This is a genomic window from Photorhabdus sp. RW14-46 (assembly GCF_963887965.1).
GTDB classification, from domain to species: domain Bacteria; phylum Pseudomonadota; class Gammaproteobacteria; order Enterobacterales; family Enterobacteriaceae; genus Photorhabdus; species Photorhabdus laumondii.
Genome location: NZ_CAWPHH010000006.1, coordinates 65,493 through 85,440, shown reverse-complemented (window position 1 = coordinate 85,440; position 19,948 = coordinate 65,493). Strand labels below are relative to the sequence as shown.

14 protein-coding genes and 1 pseudogene are annotated in these 19,948 nt (G+C 43.6%); 7 read left to right on the top strand and 8 right to left on the bottom strand.

Going from position 1 to position 19,948, the window contains the following annotated elements:
• Nucleotides 1-21: 21 nt before the first annotated feature.
• Together AACQ38_RS07185 and AACQ38_RS07180 are read left to right on the top strand one after the other, a co-directional pair.
• Nucleotides 22-1,584 (top strand): GspE/PulE family protein, encoded by a 1,563-nt coding sequence (locus AACQ38_RS07185; RefSeq protein ID WP_011146023.1) that lies wholly within the window; start codon nucleotides 22-24, stop codon nucleotides 1,582-1,584.
• Between the two features lie 12 nt (nucleotides 1,585-1,596).
• Nucleotides 1,597-2,688 carry a type II secretion system F family protein gene (locus tag AACQ38_RS07180; RefSeq protein ID WP_339367035.1) on the top strand — a complete coding sequence of 364 codons (1,092 nt, stop codon included), beginning with the start codon at nucleotides 1,597-1,599 and terminating at the stop codon, nucleotides 2,686-2,688.
• 661 nt (nucleotides 2,689-3,349) lie between these two features.
• On the opposite strand, the gene AACQ38_RS07175 is transcribed toward AACQ38_RS07180, so the two are convergent.
• Complete coding sequence (locus AACQ38_RS07175) at nucleotides 3,350-4,663, bottom strand: FAD-dependent oxidoreductase (protein ID WP_165577770.1); 1,314 nt, start codon at nucleotides 4,661-4,663, stop codon at nucleotides 3,350-3,352.
• A 162-nt stretch (nucleotides 4,664-4,825) separates the two neighbouring features.
• On the opposite strand from AACQ38_RS07175, the gene AACQ38_RS07170 reads away from it, so the two are divergent.
• Nucleotides 4,826-5,500 (top strand): TetR/AcrR family transcriptional regulator, encoded by a 675-nt coding sequence (locus AACQ38_RS07170; RefSeq protein ID WP_109791464.1) that lies wholly within the window; start codon nucleotides 4,826-4,828, stop codon nucleotides 5,498-5,500.
• Nucleotides 5,501-5,557: 57 nt separating this feature from the next.
• On the opposite strand, the gene AACQ38_RS07165 is transcribed toward AACQ38_RS07170, so the two are convergent.
• Complete coding sequence (locus tag AACQ38_RS07165) at nucleotides 5,558-5,704, bottom strand: hypothetical protein (RefSeq protein WP_158536424.1); 147 nt, start codon at nucleotides 5,702-5,704, stop codon at nucleotides 5,558-5,560.
• 233 nt (nucleotides 5,705-5,937) lie between these two features.
• Here AACQ38_RS07165 and ldtD point away from each other — a divergent pair, with 233 nt between their 5' ends.
• The 3 genes from ldtD (at nucleotide 5,938) to AACQ38_RS07150 (ending at nucleotide 8,996) form a co-directional block, all read left to right on the top strand.
• Nucleotides 5,938-7,662, top strand: coding sequence for a L,D-transpeptidase (ldtD, locus tag AACQ38_RS07160; protein ID WP_165577769.1), 1,725 nt, complete (start codon nucleotides 5,938-5,940; stop codon nucleotides 7,660-7,662).
• Nucleotides 7,663-7,754: 92 nt separating this feature from the next.
• Nucleotides 7,755-8,303, top strand: a complete 549-nt coding sequence (locus tag AACQ38_RS07155) for a YcbK family protein (protein WP_011146027.1) — start codon at nucleotides 7,755-7,757, stop codon at nucleotides 8,301-8,303.
• Between the two features lie 45 nt (nucleotides 8,304-8,348).
• Nucleotides 8,349-8,996 (top strand): MBL fold metallo-hydrolase, encoded by a 648-nt coding sequence (locus tag AACQ38_RS07150; protein ID WP_109791466.1) that lies wholly within the window; start codon nucleotides 8,349-8,351, stop codon nucleotides 8,994-8,996.
• 68 nt (nucleotides 8,997-9,064) lie between these two features.
• Here the strand turns inward: AACQ38_RS07150 and AACQ38_RS07145 are convergent.
• The 6 genes and pseudogenes from AACQ38_RS07145 to pncB form a co-directional block, all read right to left on the bottom strand.
• Nucleotides 9,065-9,388 (bottom strand): annotated as a pseudogene (locus tag AACQ38_RS07145) (VOC family protein).
• 34 nt (nucleotides 9,389-9,422) lie between these two features.
• The gene (locus tag AACQ38_RS07140) at nucleotides 9,423-10,613 is read right to left on the bottom strand and encodes an amino acid aminotransferase (RefSeq protein ID WP_165577768.1); all 1,191 of its coding nucleotides are present in this window, start codon (nucleotides 10,611-10,613) and stop codon (nucleotides 9,423-9,425) included.
• Nucleotides 10,614-10,834: 221 nt separating this feature from the next.
• Entirely contained in the window at nucleotides 10,835-12,010 is a 1,176-nt protein-coding gene (gene ompC, locus AACQ38_RS07135; protein WP_278249229.1) for a porin OmpC, read from the bottom strand.
• A gap of 504 nt (nucleotides 12,011-12,514) precedes the next feature.
• Nucleotides 12,515-13,660, bottom strand: coding sequence for a porin (locus AACQ38_RS07130; RefSeq protein ID WP_113049711.1), 1,146 nt, complete (start codon nucleotides 13,658-13,660; stop codon nucleotides 12,515-12,517).
• A 336-nt stretch (nucleotides 13,661-13,996) separates the two neighbouring features.
• Nucleotides 13,997-15,397, bottom strand: coding sequence for an asparagine--tRNA ligase (asnS, locus tag AACQ38_RS07125; protein ID WP_011146032.1), 1,401 nt, complete (start codon nucleotides 15,395-15,397; stop codon nucleotides 13,997-13,999).
• Between the two features lie 204 nt (nucleotides 15,398-15,601).
• The gene (gene pncB, locus AACQ38_RS07120) at nucleotides 15,602-16,816 is read right to left on the bottom strand and encodes a nicotinate phosphoribosyltransferase (RefSeq protein WP_165577767.1); all 1,215 of its coding nucleotides are present in this window, start codon (nucleotides 16,814-16,816) and stop codon (nucleotides 15,602-15,604) included.
• A gap of 345 nt (nucleotides 16,817-17,161) precedes the next feature.
• On the opposite strand from pncB, the gene pepN reads away from it, so the two are divergent.
• On the top strand, nucleotides 17,162-19,774 hold the full coding sequence (gene pepN / locus AACQ38_RS07115; RefSeq protein ID WP_165577766.1) for an aminopeptidase N: 2,613 nt from the start codon (nucleotides 17,162-17,164) through the stop codon (nucleotides 19,772-19,774).
• The last annotated feature ends 174 nt before the right edge of the window (nucleotides 19,775-19,948 follow it).

Here is a 19,948-nt window from a genome sequence, read left to right as displayed (position 1 = left end):
TTGCTGAGTAGGCGGTTTCCTATGGAAATAACAAGCTCCGATCTGCTGTGTATGGTCAGGCAGGGCGCAAAAGTTTTATCCGCCCTGAGCGGTGCACTTGAAATCGAGTTAGCGAACCGTAGTTTGATCTGTCTGATTGAGTTGCCTCTGCAAAAGGGGCAGTGTGTGCTGGCGGTGTCTGCTTCCCATCGCCTTGATCCCCATGTGCTGGCCTATGAGGAAACGGTTAAAAGACACGGTTTCATCTATCAGATTGTCACCTGTGGAATGGGGAGCATATTGGAATTATACCGTCTTAACAAAAGCCACAATCATAGTCATGGGTTAGGCGGAACGGAATCCGATGTTCAGCGTTATATCATTCGCTTAATTGGCGAAGCCACTGAGGAACGCGCGTCGGATTTACATATTGTCGCTCGTCATAATTATTGTGAGATCCGTTGCCGTATTGATGGTTATTTACGGCCAGTGGGACAGTTGCGCCCGGAGGAAGGATTGCGGCTGTGTGCGACGATTTACCAAAGTATGTGTGATGTGGCGGAGCCGACGTTTAAGCCGATGCAAGCACAGCGTGCGCGAATGAAGGATGAATTTCTTGCCGAGTGCGGGCTTTCTGGGGCACGGATTAACACACGTCCCCTTGATCGTGGCATGTTAATGGTGTTGCGATTGCTGTACGCGGATAGCCCCGGTACCGTGTGCACCCTAAGCGATCTTGGCTATTTGCCGGAACAGTGTCAGATATTGGAAGAGCTGATGGACCATCGGGCCGGTGTGGTGCTGCTATCCGGCGCGACGGGTAGCGGCAAGAGCACCACTTTGAAAGTCGTGATGCAGAAGATGATAACCGAGCAGGCCGGCATTCATCTGCTGACACTTGAAGACCCTCCCGAATATGAGATTGAAGGGGCTAATCAATCGCCCATCACCGGCGATCGGGGTGATAGCGTGGTTATCGAGCAAGAATGGGCAATGGCAATCGCTGATGCAATGCGACTCGATCCTGATGTCATTATGGTCGGTGAGATACGCGATGCAGTGACGGCAAAGATGACTTTCCGAGCCGCCATGACCGGCCATCTTATTTGGACCACGATACATGCAAACGATGCTTTAGCGATTTTGCCCCGCTTGCAGGATGAGGCGGTGATGGCGTCGCTATTAATGGATTCGCGGCTGGTGATTGGTTTGGTCAGCCAAGCGCTGATTCAGGTGTTATGTCCTCATTGTAAAGTTCCCCTGCAAGGGCATGAGCAAGAAGTCTCCGAGCGTTTGCTGAAACGGCTGAATCTTTATTGTCAGCCGGAATCGGTTTGTCTACAGGGGGAGGGCTGTGACTATTGCAAACAGTGTGGCACTGTGGGCCGAACCGTCGTGGCGGAAGTGGTTCAGACTTCTCCTGGCTTAATGCAAGCTTATCGAACCGGTCATCATCATGAGGCAACCCGATATTGGATTATGGAGATGGGCGGTATCAGTAAGATCGATGCACTTATTCGCAAAATAAATGACGGAATGATTGATCCCCGTGCCGGAGAGCGTGTGATGGGGCCGATTGTCCCGGTGAGCTATCAAATCGAGTAAAACGCTATGTCAATGACCGATTTTGTTGCCAGACTGAATTATCGAATGGCGAAGATACAGTTCAGTAAGAAAGTGCGGGTCCGTTTCTATGAGCATCTGATTATGATGCTAGAGAATCGTGTCATGCTGATTGATGCATTACGTGAAATGTACAATATTGCCAGCGACGAAGGCCATAAGCCTAATGGTGGTTATGCGTTGGTGTTGAGTAGTTGCTATGAATCTGTGAGCCAGGGCAGCACTTTGTCAGAGAGTTTGCTGCAATGGATTGGTCCTAATGAAGTGGCGGTGATTGCCGCGGGTGAGCGCTCCGGTGATATACGTAGTGCTTTCATGGATGCGATCGCCATGATCGAAGCGGGTAGTAAGATCCGTAGTGCGGTTATTGGTGCATCTATTTATCCTGCGGTGCTCATTGGGATGATATGTGTATTGTTGCACATTGTAGCAGGCAGTCTGGTACCGAAATTGGCTGCGGTTTCTAAGCCAGAAACCTGGGATGGTGCGGCTTATACCCTATATTTGATGGGGACATTTGTTAATGACTATGGGCTCTATTCACTGATATTTCTGGTGATATTGTTCATATTAGTAGCATTATCGTTACCTTTTCTTGGGGGGCGATTGCGAACGGGGCTTGACCGGTTTCCACCGTGGTCACTGTATCGAACGATTCATGGCAGTATGTTCATACTGAATGTGTCGTTGTTGATCCGCTCAGGGATGATGTTGCAATCTGCGTTAGAATTGTTGCTGGAACAGGCGGGTTCACGCTGGTTGTATGTGCGTATCGCGGCCACGCTTGAACACATCTCAATGGGAGCCGGTTTTGGTGAGGCGTTGCGCGATACCGGTTACCGTTTTCCTGATAACGAGGCGATCAGTTATCTGCGGCTGTTGTCGCGGCTACAGGGATTTGATCAATCAATGGCAAAGTTCGCCCGGCACTGGCTGGATGAAACGATCATTAAAGTCCAGATCGTGACGCGTGGGTTTCTGTTCGCTTCGATCCTCATGATCGGTGGTATGTTGATGCTGGTGGTTACCGCGGTGTCTGGCATTGAGAATGCCATTGAGCAGTCGTTATCTATGCCCTCTGTTTAATGTTGGGATTAACTGATGAAAATCAGTCGGGATATGGAAACTAGAAACGTGTGATACATGTCGTGAGAATGTGTTGAATGAGCTAAGAAAAACTTGCGGGCCGATTATCCTCTGAGCGCTTAATGACAAAGATGTGATGGAAATAATAATGAAAATATAAGAATAATAATGATAATAAATTTATCTATAATTCATTATCTGATTCTATTAATGGAATGTTTGTTATTTTTAAGATAATGATATTCCAGGTTAAATGATTAAATATTGCTGAACATTGATGTTTGTAGCTAAGAATGATAATTGATTTTTAATTATTTTCATTAATTATCTGGATATTATAAATGACAGAATTAATAGATTTACAAACGCATAATTCCCTTAAGTTTTTATGGCCCGGATAGTATAGGGTTAAGCCATTGTAAATTTGGCAAAAACCTACCAAATAATCCGGGCGTGGATTTTTATTATATTTTTTAGACAAAGATATTCCGGCCGATACGATGGTAAATAATCGATTCTGCCTTATCAAGTCTTTATTTTTCAAAAAGAGGTTCTCACTGGTTTACCAAAACCAGACGCTATTCTTGAGCCGACGCAATATTACCGCAAATGCTTTGCTAATCGTTTATTCAAGTTGTCTGGCGGTAAAGTGAAAGCTTCTTTATTGCGTACTACTCAAAGAGTGTGTAGTACCTAATTTTATTTTTCCCTGGTGTTGCGCAGATTTTGTTATCGGGAATAGCACTCGCTTTATTGGCGGTAAAGTTTGTGCAACCCGAAGTACAGTTCGAAATAGTATTCGCTTGATCATCGAACGATCGGCTGCATTTAACGCGGTACGTAATGAAATCTCAACCGCCTCATTCGCATATGTCCGCATTTGTTGTTCATAATCTGAAATCGCTTTGATTAAATCTTCATGACCGGATGCTACCCGAGTCAGGGTTTGTGTGAGCAAAAGTGCGTCTCGAAGCGCTATGTTTGCTCCCATTCCGACCATTGGCGTCATGTTGTGAATAGCGTCACCAAGTAGCGTGACAGCGCTGGAACGCCAGGGTAAGAGGTGATCCATACTGCGTAACGGAATCACAGAGAGGTTTTCCATATCACTTTGCTTAATCAGGGTATGCAGATTTGGGTCCCATGAAGCAATGCGGGAGCAGATCAGATCACACAGAGATTTCGCAGGAAAATCAGTAATCGTATTCGGATAGCTGTTCGTTGCTGCTGCATAGGCCCACATGACAAAATCGCCAATTTCTGTCGATGTGGCTTTTACCTGAGTATTGATTGGAGCACGCCATAGAGAGACAAACAATCCACCGGGGCTTTTCGGCACAATATTGTTGGGCGAACCATCCAGCAAATAGGGAGGCAATGAGTCAGCAAGAGCTTGGGTAAGGCGCACACGTCCAACGGTGAGCGTGACGCCAATATCCAGCCTTTTTATCGCGGGGAGGTACTGCTTGCGTACTTTTGAATTGCTTCCATCTGCACCGATAAGAACATCGACATCTTCGTGACTTTTATCTGTGAAAAAAAGCCTGATTTTACCGCTTGGCATGTGTTCATAACGCTCGAACGTTTTGTTCCATTGAACGGTATCTGAGAGTCCCTCATTGAGTACTTCTAGAAGTTCAGATCTGCTAATTGACATCCGATCCTCGGTAATGATTTCCCCATTTTCTTGGTAAATATCTCTCTGAGCTGCGAGAAGAAGATGCAGATGTTCATCATAGAATCTTGTCTGTCCACCAACAGGCTTTGAAATCTTTTTAAAGCTTAGCCAGTTGGTTTCTGGGAGGCATTCCTGCATTGCTTGCTGACCGAATGTATCGACGTAAATTCCATAACCGGGAAGTATGGATGATGTAGCAGAGCCTCGTTCATAGACTTTCACCTTTATTCCGTTTTTGCGCAAGCCATGTGCCAGGCATGCTCCACCAATCCCTGAGCCAATTATTCCAACGTTCATTTCTTTTTTCTCCATAAGTAGTACGATGTGATTCTGAAAGAATCATGGTGACTGTAGCTGGCTAGGACCATTTGATCACAGCCATCGGGTTGTGTTACTGCTATAGTCTTAATAATAGTATACCGTACCGTTCGGTACCAATAAAAATTTAGGTTTTTTTACATGACAAATACACCTAAAGCCCAAACAGATCACAAAAGAACCCGTTCGTACTCTAGAATTTCAGGAGAACGAGTTAACGAGCTGTTAAAAATTGCTGCTCAAGTATTTGCAGAACGGGGTTTTGATGGTGCCAGTATCAATGAGATGGCGAAACGTGCTAATGCTTCGAAGGGAACCTATTATAGTCGATTTCCTTCTAAAGAAGAGCTGTTAGTCGCTGTTGTTAGGCAGAGAATAGAAGAAGTTGAAGGCGGTCTTGACAAGACCATGAATCCCGAACCCGATATTGGGAAAGCGTTAACCATTTTTGCAGAGGAAGTTTTCTCGGTAATTCTTTCAGAAACAATGATTGCGAATTATCGGGTAGTCACTCTGGAGGCCCAACGTTTTCCGCAACTAGGTAAAATCTATTATGAAAAAGGGGTCAAAAAGATAGTAAATTTTCTTGTTGAATATCTGGTACGAAAGATGGAGGAAGGAAAATTGAGCATAGTAGACCCGAAAATCTCCGCGGAGGTGTTTATCGATGGCATCATTGGAACGCCAAGGCTTAAGGCTACTTTGGGCATTGGTTTACCTACTCCAGAGGAGAAATCTCAGCGAATTGCTATCGCTGTTCAGTCATTTCTCGCTGCATATGGTACTTCCTCATGTGATAGCACTTCTTCATCATGATAGTCGCGCTGTAGGAAACCAGTCAGGTTGTAGTAAGCAGATGTAGTAAATCAGAAATTATCGTAGGAATAGCGTTGAATTAAGGGCCTGCCTGTTATCAGGTAGGTCTTTCTGCTGAATTAAGAAAGCGGTTTGAATGCTTTGGATATACCCGTCATCTTTCAAGTTGCCTCTTTGTTGGCTGCACTCACTCACCCCGGTCACATAGTTACCTATGCTCCCGGGGATTCACTCCCTTGCCGTCGCGATGCATATAAGGTATAGACGAGGTGATTTGGCGTCTTTTTGGTTTGGTGGGTTGGCGATGGCTTATTATATTTCCTTTGTAGGTAAATAGTTTACAATGTAAATAACTTGTTGTTTTTCTTTGATTAGAGTTTGAGTTTGTCATAATTAAAATTAACTCATGAGAATGTTCTGAAGGTGGGGATGTTGATATGGTAAAAAGAGCGATAAAGCCACTGTGTATTTTGGTTATTTGTAGCATATCGATAATAGCTGGATATGCTTTAGCTAATCATCAGAATAGGCTTATTGAAGGTGATATTCAAAATCTGCCAAAGATGCAGATTGAAAAGATATCTGAGACAACAACACCTGAACGCGTACAAATTCAAACTGCTACAATTTCAGAAACAGAACGCCGTAAAATGCTGCGAAGCTGGTTACCGGCAAAAATTAAGCCGGTTTTCTTTGACCGATTGGTTAGTTTGTACTCCTCTAACCAGATGCAACCTTTGTGGCAAGATAAAATCGCGGTTCAACGCTTTGAACAGCAACTTTCAGAACTGGCATTGGCTGGGTTTCAGCCTCAATTTGGTCAATGGCTGATTGAACTCAATGATGCTCAATTGAGTCAGATGGGACGTGATCTCATCTTATCGGATGCTATGCTAGGTTATTTACAATTTGTCTCAGATGTCGGCCACCAGGGCCAACGCTGGCTCTATCGCACTGTACCATACAAAATACCATACAAAATTGTATTACCTTCACCAGTCGTTATAGATCAGTGGCAGCAAGCTATTATCGATCATAATGTGGCCGCTTATGTCGCTGCACTGGCACCACAACATCCGCAATATGAAAATATGCGCAAGGAGATGATGAAACAACTGGCTGATAGTAAACCGTGGCCACAGCTTTCTGGTAAAAGTGTGCTAAAACCGGGACAGAATAACGCTGATGTTGCTGTGTTGAAGGAAATACTTATTCGTCTTGGTATGTTGAACGAACTGACAGCTCAATCAGATCATATCTACAATCCTGAACTGGTGACTGCGGTAAAAAATTTTCAGCATTGGCAAGGGTTGGCTCCGGATGGTGTAATCGGTAAACGCACAAGAGATTGGCTAAATACTTCGCCTCAAACCAGAGCAGGATTGATGGCGCTTAATATCCAGCGTTTACGTATTATCCCAGGAGATGTGTCCACAGGAATTATGGTCAATATTCCCGATTATTCATTGCATTATTATCTTAATGATCAGGAAGTGTTGGACTCGAAAGTGATCGTTGGTCGCCCAAGCCGGAAGACACCCATTATGAGTAGTGTGCTGAATAATGTGGTGATTAATCCTCCCTGGAGTGTGCCAACTAGCCTGGCAAGAAAAGATATCGCACCACGAGCAGTTGATGATCCCGGATATTTTCAACGGCGAGGATACGTTATCTTTTCAAATTGGCGTGCTGATGCCAGTGTAATCGATCCTTACACTATTGATTGGAACGTGATTACGCCTGCTAACTTTCCTTATCGAATATGGCAAGCTCCGGGGCCGACTAACTCATTAGGCCGTTATAAATTTAATATGCCAAATTCTGATGCTATCTATTTGCATGATACGCCGAACCATAACTTGTTTAACAAAGACATCCGAGCGATCAGCTCTGGTTGTGTACGGGTTAACAAGGCTTCAGAATTAGCAAGTATGTTATTGGAAGATGTAGGTTGGCATCAGAGTAAAGTGAATAATACCCTGAAACAGGGCAATACCGTTTATGTTAACATCCCACAGCGTATTCCAGTTTATTTGCATTATTTAACTGCTTGGGTAGATGAGCAGGGGGTACCTCAGTACCGTACCGATATTTATGATTACGACAATAGTGTGAGACAAGGTGCCCAGTTTTTGTCAAAGTTGTTACCTTTACAAAACTAAATGCAACTAATTTTTGTTATTAATTGTCATATTGACCAGTGACCAATTGCCTGTTGGCCTATTTTTTCTATAATTTGGGTAGATGTTTCTTCATGGATATTATCGATCATAATCGCCGTAAGTGGCTTAGTGCGGGAGCCGCTGCTTTAGGTTTGAGTTTGTTGCCGGGGCATACTTTTGCCACTCTGGCCACTCCACGCCCACGAATTTTACGTTTTGACAACTTACATACGGGTGAAACGATTAAAGCCGAATTTTTTGACGGCTATCGTTACAACAAAGAAGAGCTGGCCCGCTTGGATCATCTGTTTCGAGATTACCGTCAAAATAGCGTTAAGACTATCGATCCTAAATTATTTGATCAGATTTATTTGCTGCAAATGATGATAGAGATTAATAAGCCTGTACAACTTATTTCTGGTTACCGTTCACTGGTAACCAACAATCAGTTGCGCAAGCAAAGTAAAGGCGTGGCTAAACAGAGTTACCATACTCGCGGGCGGGCGATGGATTTTCATATTGAAGGTATTGAGCTTAGTCGTATCTGCAAGGCTGCTCTGAAAATGAAAGCGGGAGGGGTAGGATACTATCCACACAGTAATTTCGTTCATATTGATACAGGTCCCGTCAGGACGTGGTAATCTGGTGAGTAACTATTTTGTTTTGACTATGGAGTAAATGAAATAATGAAATACCAAATTATTCCTGTTACTGCTTTTATGCAGAATTGTACCCTTATTTGGAATGAAGATAGTAAGGAAGCGGCAATTGTTGATCCGGGCGGTGAAGCAGAAAAATTGATCGCCGAGATAGAACGTCGTGGTCTGAAATTGACCCAGATTTTATTGACTCATGGTCATTTTGACCATGTTGGTGCAACAGCGGAGGTCGCTAAACATTTTAATGCGCCGGTCTACGGGCCACAGCAGGAAGATGCTTTCTGGATCGAAGGCTTGCAAGCTCAAAGTCGGATGTTTGGCATTGAAGAATGTCCACCATTTGAACCTGATCGCTGGTTAAATGAAGGTGATGAGCTGCGGGTGGGGGGCGTTGACTTATCTGTATTGCACTGTCCGGGACATACGCCAGGGCATGTTGTGTTTGTGAATCATGTAGATAAGCTGATTTACATGGGAGATGTGCTATTTAAAGGAGGAGTTGGGCGTAGTGACTTTCCACGCGGTAATCACCGGCAGTTAATTAACTCAATTAAAGATAAACTTCTGCCACTTGGTGATGATTATGAATTTATTCCGGGGCACGGACCAATGTCGACGCTAGGTCATGAGCGGCAGACTAATCCATTTTTACAGGATGAAGTACCAAGTTGGTGATGTAGTGTAGCGTTTATATTTAATAATAGTGTCAATCTGAGGGCTGGCTGATAGTTGTTTGATGGCAACTATAACTGATTGAAGACTTCAATTAGGTTTTGATCCGGATCACGGAAATAAATGGACATAATAGCTCCGCTTGCTCCGGTGCGTTTAACCGGCCCTTCAAGGATTTCAACTTTATGTTGTTGCAGATGTTGAATAATCTCATCCAATAGACGATAGGCTGATAAAACACAAATCAGCAGAATTGGGCAGTGGCGTTTGAACTTTTAGGTTCAAATTCCCGCCCATATTCATGTAGAAATCGACATGCCAAGAACGCGTTGATAAAAGTAGCTGCTGGTTTCAAGGTTGTTAACTGTCAACACGAGGTGATCAAGCCGCTGAATTTCAGCGACTTTTCATCGTGAGGTAAATGTTAATTTAGAGTACTGCAACAATGGCTTCACATAGTGGAGCCATGTTTTCTAACGTCAAGCCAGCGACGTTAATACGACCGGAACTGACAGCGTATATACCAAACTCATCACGCAGACGTTCTACTTGTTCTTTTGTCAGGCCACTGAATGAGAACATACCATTTTGGCTAATAATAAAGCTGAAATCCTGTTTTGCCCCTTTTTCCTGCAAGGTATTGACAAACAGTTGACGCATACGCTGAATACGTTCGCGCATGGTGGTCAGTTCCTGTTCCCAAGCTGCTTTCAGGTCTTCATTTGACAAAATGGTAGTGACAATAGATGCACCATGAGCGGGTGGGTTGGAATAGTTAGCACGGATAATCGCTTTAGCTTGGCTGAACGCTTTTTCTGCTGTATCACTGTCACTAGCAACAATAGTACAGGCACCGACACGTTCATTGTACAGGCCAAAGTTTTTGGAGTAAGAGCTGGCAACAATCAGTTCATTATGATTTTTCGCAAAAATACGTAGGCCCTCTGCATCTTCATTCAGGCCCTTGGCAAATCCTTGGTAAGCGAAATCAAAAATAGGCAGCCAGCCTTTCTCCGCAGATATGTCTGCCAGTTTAGCCCATTGTGCCGGGGTTGGATCGATGCCTGTCGGATTGTGGCAGCAGCCGTGGAACAGAACAACATCACCAGCCTGAGCTTCGGACAGGCTTGCCAGCATGTCTTCGAAATTCAGCGCGTGTTTTTCAGCGTCATAGTATTTATATTCACAGACTTCCAGGCCAGCAGCGGAAAAAACGTTTTTATGGTTTGGCCAGGTTGGGTTGCTGATCCAAACTCGTTTAGCATTAGTCTGTTTGGCAATGAAATCCGCAGCAATACGTAAAGCACCGGTACCGCCTGGGCTTTGTGCTGTGCGGGCGCGTTTATCTGTGACAACTGGGTGATCTTTGCCAAACAGTAATTCTTGAGTTACGCGGCCAAATTCGGCTAAGCCGCTAATCGGCAGATAATTCTTTGTTGTTTCGTTTTCCAGTAAATATTGTTCAGCTTTTTTAACACTGGTCAGAACCGGGGTTTTTCCTGTTTCGTCTTTATAGACACCGATACCAAGGTTGATTTTATTTGTACGAGGATCAGAACGGAAACTATCGGCTAAGCCAAGAATAGGGTCGGCAGGCGCTGCGGTAATTTTCTCAAACATGTTTGTAATTCCAAAGCTCAGAGTTAAGCCCAAAAGGGCAGTCAGGTTAACGCTGCTAAAACAGTTTGCCAACTATTTGTCGTAAAAAGAAGATAATCTTGTGAGGCAGTTTGCGGAGTGAGAAAAAGAAAGAAAACATAAGACTAAAAAAGCAGCACATAAGCGCTGCTTTCCCTTAATGATGTTTAACTTGTTCAGCTAAATCTATTTACCAACGGTAATTAGAATTGGTAAATCATACCTACGCCAACAACGTTATTAGTGTTGATACCCGATTCTCTGGTGAATTCATTGCTATCCAGCAGGTTGATTTTGTAATCAACATAGGTAGTCAAGTTTTTGTTGAAGTAGTAGAAAGTACCGACCGAGATATATTTAACGAGATCGCGGCTGCTGGATTCTTTCCCGTCATGATCGAGGTCACCAAGCAGATTTTTACCTTTGGACTGAACGTATGCCAGAGATGGACGTAAACCGAAGTCGAACTGATATTGAGCAGTCAATTCGATGTTCTGGGTTTTGTTAGCAATACTTTCCCAGTTTACACCGTCAACATTTCCACCGAAACGAGTCATGTTACGGGTTTCACCGTACATGGCCGCCAGGTAGATGTTGTTGGCATCGTATTTGGCACCAATATTCCATGCTTCAGCGCGATCACCCAAGGCGGTAGAGCCAGTAGGTTTGTCTTTTTTCCCTTTTTCCTCAACAATGTTAAAAGCAGTTTTTTGCGCAGAAGTACGGGCAGAATTAGAGTATGAACCACCGAAGATGATGCCGTAACCTGCATCATAAGTCGCGGAGAAACCGTAACCATCACCATTGTCTTTACGGTCGGCACGGCCATTGCTGGTGTTGTCACTGTTCTCACCCTGATATTGCAGAGCAAAATTCAGACCATCAACCAGACCAAAGAAATCGGTATTACGGTAAGTCAACAGACCAGTAGAACGGCCAGTCATGAAGTTATCAGTCTGCGCCATTGAGTCGCCACCGAATACTGGCAACACGTCGGTCCAAGCGTTGACTTCATAAACCACACCGTAGTTACGGCCATAGTTCATTGAACCGTAGTCGGACAGTTTCAAACCAGCAAAAGCCAGACGAGTTTTAGTTTCTTCGTCAGTACCTTCTGCACGGTTACCTTTGATATTGTATTCCCAACGGCCAAAACCGGTCAGTTGGTCATTAACTTGAGTTTCGCCTTTGAAACCCAGACGAGCAAAGGAGTTATCGCCATCTTCGCCGCTTTTGTTGTTAGCGAATTTGTGCTGAACTTCAACTTTACCGTATAGATCCAGTTTGTTGCCGTCTTTGTTATAAATTTCAGCTGCATTTGCTGCGCCAGCAGCTAACAGAGCTGGGATTACTACTGCAAGAACATTGCGTTTCATCATTATTATTACCCTCATTGGTGTTATTCGGACACCTGCCACTGCCAAAAATAATTCTTTAAAAATTTACGGAACTATTTGTGAGAGTTTAGTGTCGTCTGTTTCGCTGTCAAGTGTTTCATTGGTTGTTATTTTTATCCACTCACAAAATGCTATAAAAAAGAAAATTTAGTAAAAATGTGAAATAAAGTGTTTCAAAATGTAAATGAGAGATTATTTTTTAATCTCTGGTTGGTCCAGTTGATCAAAAAAGTGAAAAATGACTCGCAGTCAGTGGCGGAGAAAAATTACCTGTTGATCTTAATAAAAAGAGTAAAATGTGGTGTTTATTTCATCAATCATATTTCTTATATGTAACTTGCTGATATGCTTATTGATGTGTTGTATATCATTTTTTAACAGATACCTGATAATGATTATTCTTGAAAGAAGTGGTGCTCACTTTTAGTGAGCACCATAACATGTTAATTGGGTTTTTTATTAATCCGCCTAATTTATTTCAGACTGTTAGAATTGATATACCAAACCTATACCCACAGCGTTATTCGTGTTGACATCGAGATATTTGGTGAAGGGGGTGTCATGTACTAAGTTGATTTTGTAATCAACATAGGCAGACAAATTTTTGTTAAAGTTATAATAAGAACCAATAGAGATATATTTTACCCAGTCTTGATGAGTGAAAAAAGTTGTTCCCTTGGATTGAATATATGCCAGAGATGGGCGCAGACCAGAATCCAACTGATATTGGGCCGTTAATTCGATATTACGCGTTTTTGCAGAGACAGTATCTTGGTAGCCGAAAGAGGTCATATTGTGAGTTTCGCCATACATGGCAGCCAGATATAGGTTGTTTGCATCATATTTGGCACCAACGTTCCATGCCTCAGCCCTTTCACCACGAGCGACAGAGGTAACGAGCCTTTCATGTGTAATAGGGCGGTCAGCATTGGAGTAGGCTCCTCCTACGCTGATACCATTGCCTATATCGTAGGTAACAGAGAGGCCGAAGCCGTCACCATTACTACCACCATTGGGCTTACTACGACTACCGTATTTACTGTGTGAATTGCGGCTGTTTTTGCTGTCTTCGTCGTTCTTACCTTGGTATTGCAGGGCGAAGTTCAGACCATCAACCAGACCAAAGAAATCCGTATTACGATAAGTCAAGACACCGGTAGCACGATTAGTCATGTAGGTGTCAGCTTGCGACATGGAATCAGCGCCGAATACTGGCAGTACATCAGTCCAGGCATTGACGTCATAGAGAACACCGTAATTACGACCGTAGTCTAGAGAACCATATTTAGCCAATTTTAGACCCGCGAAACCTAGACGGGTTTGATTACCTTCGGAATCATTTGCCTCAACTTGGTTGGCCTGAATATTGTATTCCCAACGACCATAACCGGTCAGTTGGTTATTGATTTGGGTTTCACCTCTGAAACCCAGACGGACGTAGCTTGCATCACCATCTTCACTATAGATAGGGTATATATCTGATTTTTGGGTAATTTTAGCGAATTGATGCCGTACATCAACTTTGCCATAAAAATCCAGTTTATTACCGTTTTTGTTATAAATTTCAGCGGCATTTGCTACACCAGCAGTCAACAGCACTGGGATGACCGCGGAAAAGATACTACCCTTCATTATTGTTACCTTCATTTAATTACTATCGTTAATGACCATCATTGGTGTTATTCGGATACTGTTACTGACATAAATAATTCCTTTAAGAAACTCGTTGAAATTATTTATGAAAATATCGTGTTGTCCGAGTCGGGGCACAGTTTTTCATTAGCCGTGGATTTTATCTATCATTTAATTGATACAAAGTGACGATTTTTGTAATAAAGTGAAAATAATATATTGCAAAATGTAAATGAAATAGGATTTTTGATCGTGTCTTGAATTGGAAGAATAAAAAAAGCCAGCTTTTGCTGGCTTTATACATAATGATTTTTTAATGTTTGTTTTACGCAATCATTAGAAGTTTGCGCTTCTTGGTGTGCGCGGGAAGGGGATGACATCACGTACATTTGGCACGCCAGTCACGTAAGCAACCAGACGTTCAAAGCCCAGTCCGAACCCAGAGTGAGGAACGGTGCCATAACGACGCAGATCACGGTACCACCAGTAATCTTCTTTATTAAGCCCCATCTCTTCCAGACGCTTATCCAGCATATCCAGACGCTCTTCACGCTGTGAGCCGCCGATAATTTCGCCAATGCCTGGTGCAAGTACATCCAGTGCCGCGACAGTTTTACCGTCGTCGTTCATTCGCATATAGAAGGCTTTAATATCTTTTGGATAGTTTTTCACGACAACCGGAGCTTGGAAATGTTTCTCTGCCAGATAACGTTCATGTTCCGAAGAAAGGTCAACTCCCCAGAAGACTGGATTTTCAAATTTCTGGCCGCAGTTTTGCAGAATTTCAATGGCACTGGTGTAATCAATCTGAGCAAAGTCAGAATTAATAAATTTTTCCAGGCGGGTGATAACATCTTTATCCACGCGTTCAGCGAAGAATTGCAGATCATCAGCACGTTCTGCCAATGCGGCTTTGAAAACATATTTCAACATATTTTCAGCTAATGTGGCGGCATCATTGAGGTTAGCGAAGGCGATTTCTGGTTCAAGCATCCAGAATTCTGCCAGATGGCGGCTGGTATTAGAGTTTTCAGCACGAAAAGTCGGGCCGAATGTGTAAACTTTGCTTAATGCACAAGCGTATGCTTCACCGTTCAATTGTCCAGATACAGTCAGGAAAGCTTCGCGGCCGAAAAAATCTTGGTTGAAATCCACTTCACCTTTGTCAGTTAAAGGCAGATTTTGTAGATCCAGCGTAGAGACGCGGAACATTTCGCCAGCACCTTCTGTATCAGCCGCCGTGATCAACGGGGTGGAAACCCAGAAGTAACCATTTTCATGGAAGAAACGGTGTAGTGCTTGAGCAAGGGTATGGCGCATACGAGCAACGGCACCAATCAGGTTGGTACGTGGACGCAGGTGAGCAACTTCGCGCAGGTATTCAATGCTGTGGCGTTTAGCGGCCATGGGATAGGTGTCAGGATCTTCAACCAGACCGATCACGACGATTTTCGTCGCTTGCAGTTCAAAGTTCTGCCCTTGACCAAGGGAAGCAACGACTGTCCCTGTCACTTCGACAGAACAACCGGTAGTTAAATGCAGAACTTCATCCTGATAATTGGGCAAATTATTATTAACGACGGCCTGTAATGGATTAAAGCAGGAACCGTCATAGACGGCGAGGAAAGAGATGCCAGCTTTAGAATCTCTCCTTGTACGTATCCAGCCGCGAACGGTGACTTCACTATCAACCGCAACCCGGCCTTGCAGTACGTCGACTACAGGCGCTACGCTCATAGATTTCTCTCTTCTTTATCAGTTCAAGTTTATGAAAATGAATATCCCCACAAGGGGCAACTTATTCTATGTTACTTGCCCTGTTTCAGGAAACAAGGGGAAATCATCAATTTAAACGGTGAAATAGAGGGGAAAGCGCACTTTTCAGATGTGCTGCTGCTTTATCTGCCAGCAGCACAGTGGTATTTTTTAATGAAACTTGAGTTAACAAGCTTGTTTAACCTGGGGTATATCAAAAGCGGCGCGTAGCCTGTTAACAAACTCGTTATCTTCACAAATGGTTTTGCCAGGGCTGTCTGAAAGCTTTGCGACCGGTTTGCCATTACACTCGACAAGTTTGATGACGATGTTCAGTGGCTTAACCCCTGGGATATTGCAGGTGAGCTGTGTACCGATACCGAAAATCAGGTTTATTCTGTTGTGGAAATGACGATAGAGCGCTAGTGCTTTTTGAAAGTCCAAGCTGTCAGAGAACACTAAGGTCTTTGTCATTGGGTCGATACCCAATTTTTGATAGTGGGCGATCGCTTTTTCACCCCATTGAACGGGATCACCCGAATCATGGCGTAAGCCTTGATAATTTTTGGCAAACTGGGCATCAAAGTCCCGCAGAAACGCGTCCATTGTAATGCAGTCAGTCAAGGCAATACCTAATTGGTTAGGATATTCTTTCAGCCAACTCTGTAATGCTTCTCGTTGACTGCTAGCCAGATCCGGGCTGATTTGCTGATGAGCTTGAAACCACTCATGCGCTTGTGTTCCAACAGGAGGGAGCCCAAGCTGTTGTGCAAGTTGGTAATTACTAGTGCCAATCAGATAAGGGAAATGCTGTTGCAGCTCACTGACGACAGCGTGTTGAACACGGTGTGAGAAACGACGGCGTGTACCGAAATCCATCAGTTTAAAACTGGAGAGATCGATTCCTTCATTTTCAGCATGTTGATAGAACAGTTTGATCAACTTGCGTAGCTGGTTGACGGCATTTTCCACCGTATTATCTGGTGAGTGATGACGATGAATTAATTCACTGATTAACGCCAGTAATGGGACTTCCCACATAATCACTTCATACCATAATCCTGAAATATGGATAGCTAATTGGCCGCCATTTGTAACAGAAATATTGACTTGCTGTGGGTTAAAACGAAAGGTTTTTAACCAGTCCAGATAATCAGCCTTGAAAAAAGGCAGGCTGGAAAGGTAATTAAATTCAGCATCGGTTAATGCCAGATCAGCCATCATATTAACTTGATGACGTAATTCTGTGGCATATTCACCTAGCAGTTCGTCGCCGCGGCAGCGAAACTCTGCAACAACAGGCATGTGTCTGTAGCGGTGGTACACTGCTTGTTGCATATGAAGTTTATAAGCGTCAGTATCAAGCAGTGATTTAATAATTGGGGTAGCGTCTAGTGTCATAGCGCGTTATGCATCCTCACGGAGCGTATTCGTATTAGCTAAATCGATAAAGTTGGAAGAGTATACCGGGATTATTTTGTTATTGAAGTCACATAATGTCATATAGTTCACCAAAATATCGAAGCTAAACAGGGCCTTTGGTTAAATGTTATCATGTTATTTGATCATTAAGTGATAACCAGCACCAAAGAGTAAACAAATTTCTTACATAACATCATACTCGTTCTTAATGAATGTTAAACGCCAGAAGGTGCGTTATTCACTCTTGAAATTCAACCTCTTTCTATGGCAGCGTAAGGTCTAGTATTGAATTAATTCCATCAGGCATGAAACAAAAGGTTTCTTATGACACAACAGCGACAAGCTAAGTACCGCCGGGATTATCGCGCTCCCGACTATACGATTTCTGATATTGAACTCGATGTTAATCTTGATGCCGATAACACGGAAATCACCGCAATCAGCCAGATAAAACGTCTGAGTCACGAAATAACGCCATTAGTGTTGGATGGTGAAGATTTGACACTGAAAAGTCTTCATGTGAATGGTCAACCGTGGGTGCATTACTATGAACAGGAGGGGGCGCTGATCATTGAGCAGTTGCCGGCTCAGTTCACTTTGAAAATTGTCAATGAGATCCATCCATCGAAAAATACGGCGCTGGAAGGCTTGTATGTTTCTGGTGATGCGCTTTGTACCCAGTGTGAAGCAGAAGGGTTTCGCCACATTACTTACTATCTCGATCGGCCTGATGTATTGGCTCGTTTTACCACGCGTATCACAGCCGATAGAGCCAAGTATCCGTATCTGCTTTCAAACGGTAACCGGGTTGAACAGGGAGAAGCCGATGATGGACGTCATTGGGTGAAATGGCAAGATCCATTCCCAAAACCATGTTATTTGTTTGCTCTGGTCGCGGGTGATTTTGATGTGTTGCGCGATACTTTTACGACGCGTAGTGGCCGTGAAGTTGCATTGGAGCTGTTTGTTGATCGTGGCAATCTCGATCGGGCTGATTGGGCAATGACCTCCCTGAAAAATGCTATGAAGTGGGATGAAAGCCGTTTTGGTCTTGAGTATGACCTTGATATTTATATGATTGTTGCGGTGGATTTTTTTAATATGGGCGCTATGGAGAATAAAGGGCTGAATGTCTTTAACTCCAAATATGTGCTGGCAAAATCTGAAACTGCGACTGATAAAGATTACCTTAATATAGAAGCTGTGATCGGCCACGAATATTTCCATAACTGGACCGGGAATCGCATTACTTGTCGCGATTGGTTCCAACTGAGTTTAAAAGAGGGATTGACGGTATTCCGTGATCAAGAATTTAGCTCTGATCTTGGCTTTCGTTCTGTTAATCGTATTAATAATGTGCGTGTTATGCGTTCGGCACAGTTTGCGGAAGATGCCAGCCCAATGGCCCATCCAATTCGTCCGGATAAAGTGATTGAGATGAATAACTTCTATACCCTGACTGTGTATGAGAAGGGCGCGGAAGTTATCCGTATGATTCATACCCTGCTAGGTGAAGAGCAATTCCAGGCAGGGATGCAGCTTTATATCCATCGTCATGATGGTAGTGCCGCAACATGTGATGATTTTGTTCAGGCAATGGAAGATGCATCAAATGTGGATTTGTCACTTTTCCGTCGTTGGTATAGCCAGTCTGGTACACCAGTATTAACAGTCCGCGATGAATATGATGCAGAAAAGCAGCAATATAAGTTGCATGTCAGTCAGATGACACCATCTACCGCCGATCAAAAAGAGAAGCAGCCTCTGCATATTCCCCTGGATATTGAGCTTTATGACAGCAAAGGTCATGTGGTTCCGTTACGTTATGATGGTCAACCGGTTCACAATGTATTGAATGTGACTAATGCAGAACAGACGTTTGTATTTGATGATGTGCCATCACTGCCGGTTCCCTCTTTATTACGGGAATTCTCAGCACCAGTGAAACTGGATTACACATTCAGTGATCAGCAATTGGCATTCTTGATGAAACATGCCCGCAATGCGTTTTCACGTTGGGATGCGGCTCAGTCATTGATGGCAAACTATATCAAACTGAATATTATCCGTTACCAGCAGAAGCAGCCGATCGAACTGCCAATGCATGTGGTGGATGCTTTCCGCGCGGTGTTATTGGATAAAGAGATTGATCCAGCTCTGGCTGCTCATATTCTGGCTTTACCATCAGAGAGTGAGATAGCAGAACTGTTTACGATTATTGATCCTAAAGCGATTCATGAAGTTTTGGATACAATCACCCGTACTTTGGCTCAGGAAATGGCTAATGAATTCGCGGTGGTTTATAACGCTATCAATATCGGTGCATATCGCGTCGCTCATCAGGATATTGCTCAGCGCTCTCTGCGTAATATCTGTCTATATTATCTGGCCTTTGGTCATCAAGAGCAGGCTGATAAAGTGGTATCAAATCAATATCATCAATCTGACAATCTGACTGATGCGTTGGCGGCATTATCTGGCGCGGTGCTGGCAGAGTTACCTTGCTGTGATCAACTCATGGCGGAATTTGATGGTAGATGGCATCAGGATGGCCTGGTGATGGATAAATGGTTTAGCTTGCAGGCAAGTAGCCCGGCGGTAGATGTTTTGGCTAATGTACGCCATCTTCTGAATCATCGTTCATTTAGTATGAGCAACCCAAACCGGGTGCGTGCTCTGATTGGGGCATTTGTTAACAATCCGGTTGCATTCCATGTTGAAGATGGCAGTGGTTATCAATTCTTGGTGGAGATTTTGACTGATCTTAACAGCCGTAATCCACAGGTTGCTTCTCGTTTGATTGAACCGTTGATTCGCCTGAAACGTTATGATGAAAAACGTCAAAACATGATGCGTAGTGCGTTGGAACAGTTGAAAGCATTGGAAAATCTGTCTGGTGATCTATTTGAAAAAATTACCAAGGCATTAGAAAGCTGATAGCTATTTTTTATCAGGTTATCGGGCTAATGGTGATTTAGCCCGATATTTTTTCCAATTTATGCCCTATGGATTTCAAGATGAATCGCGGCGGCAAGGGAGTGAATCCCCGGGAGCATAGCAAACTATGTGACCGGGGTGAGCGAGTGCAGCCAACAAAGAGGCAACTTGAAA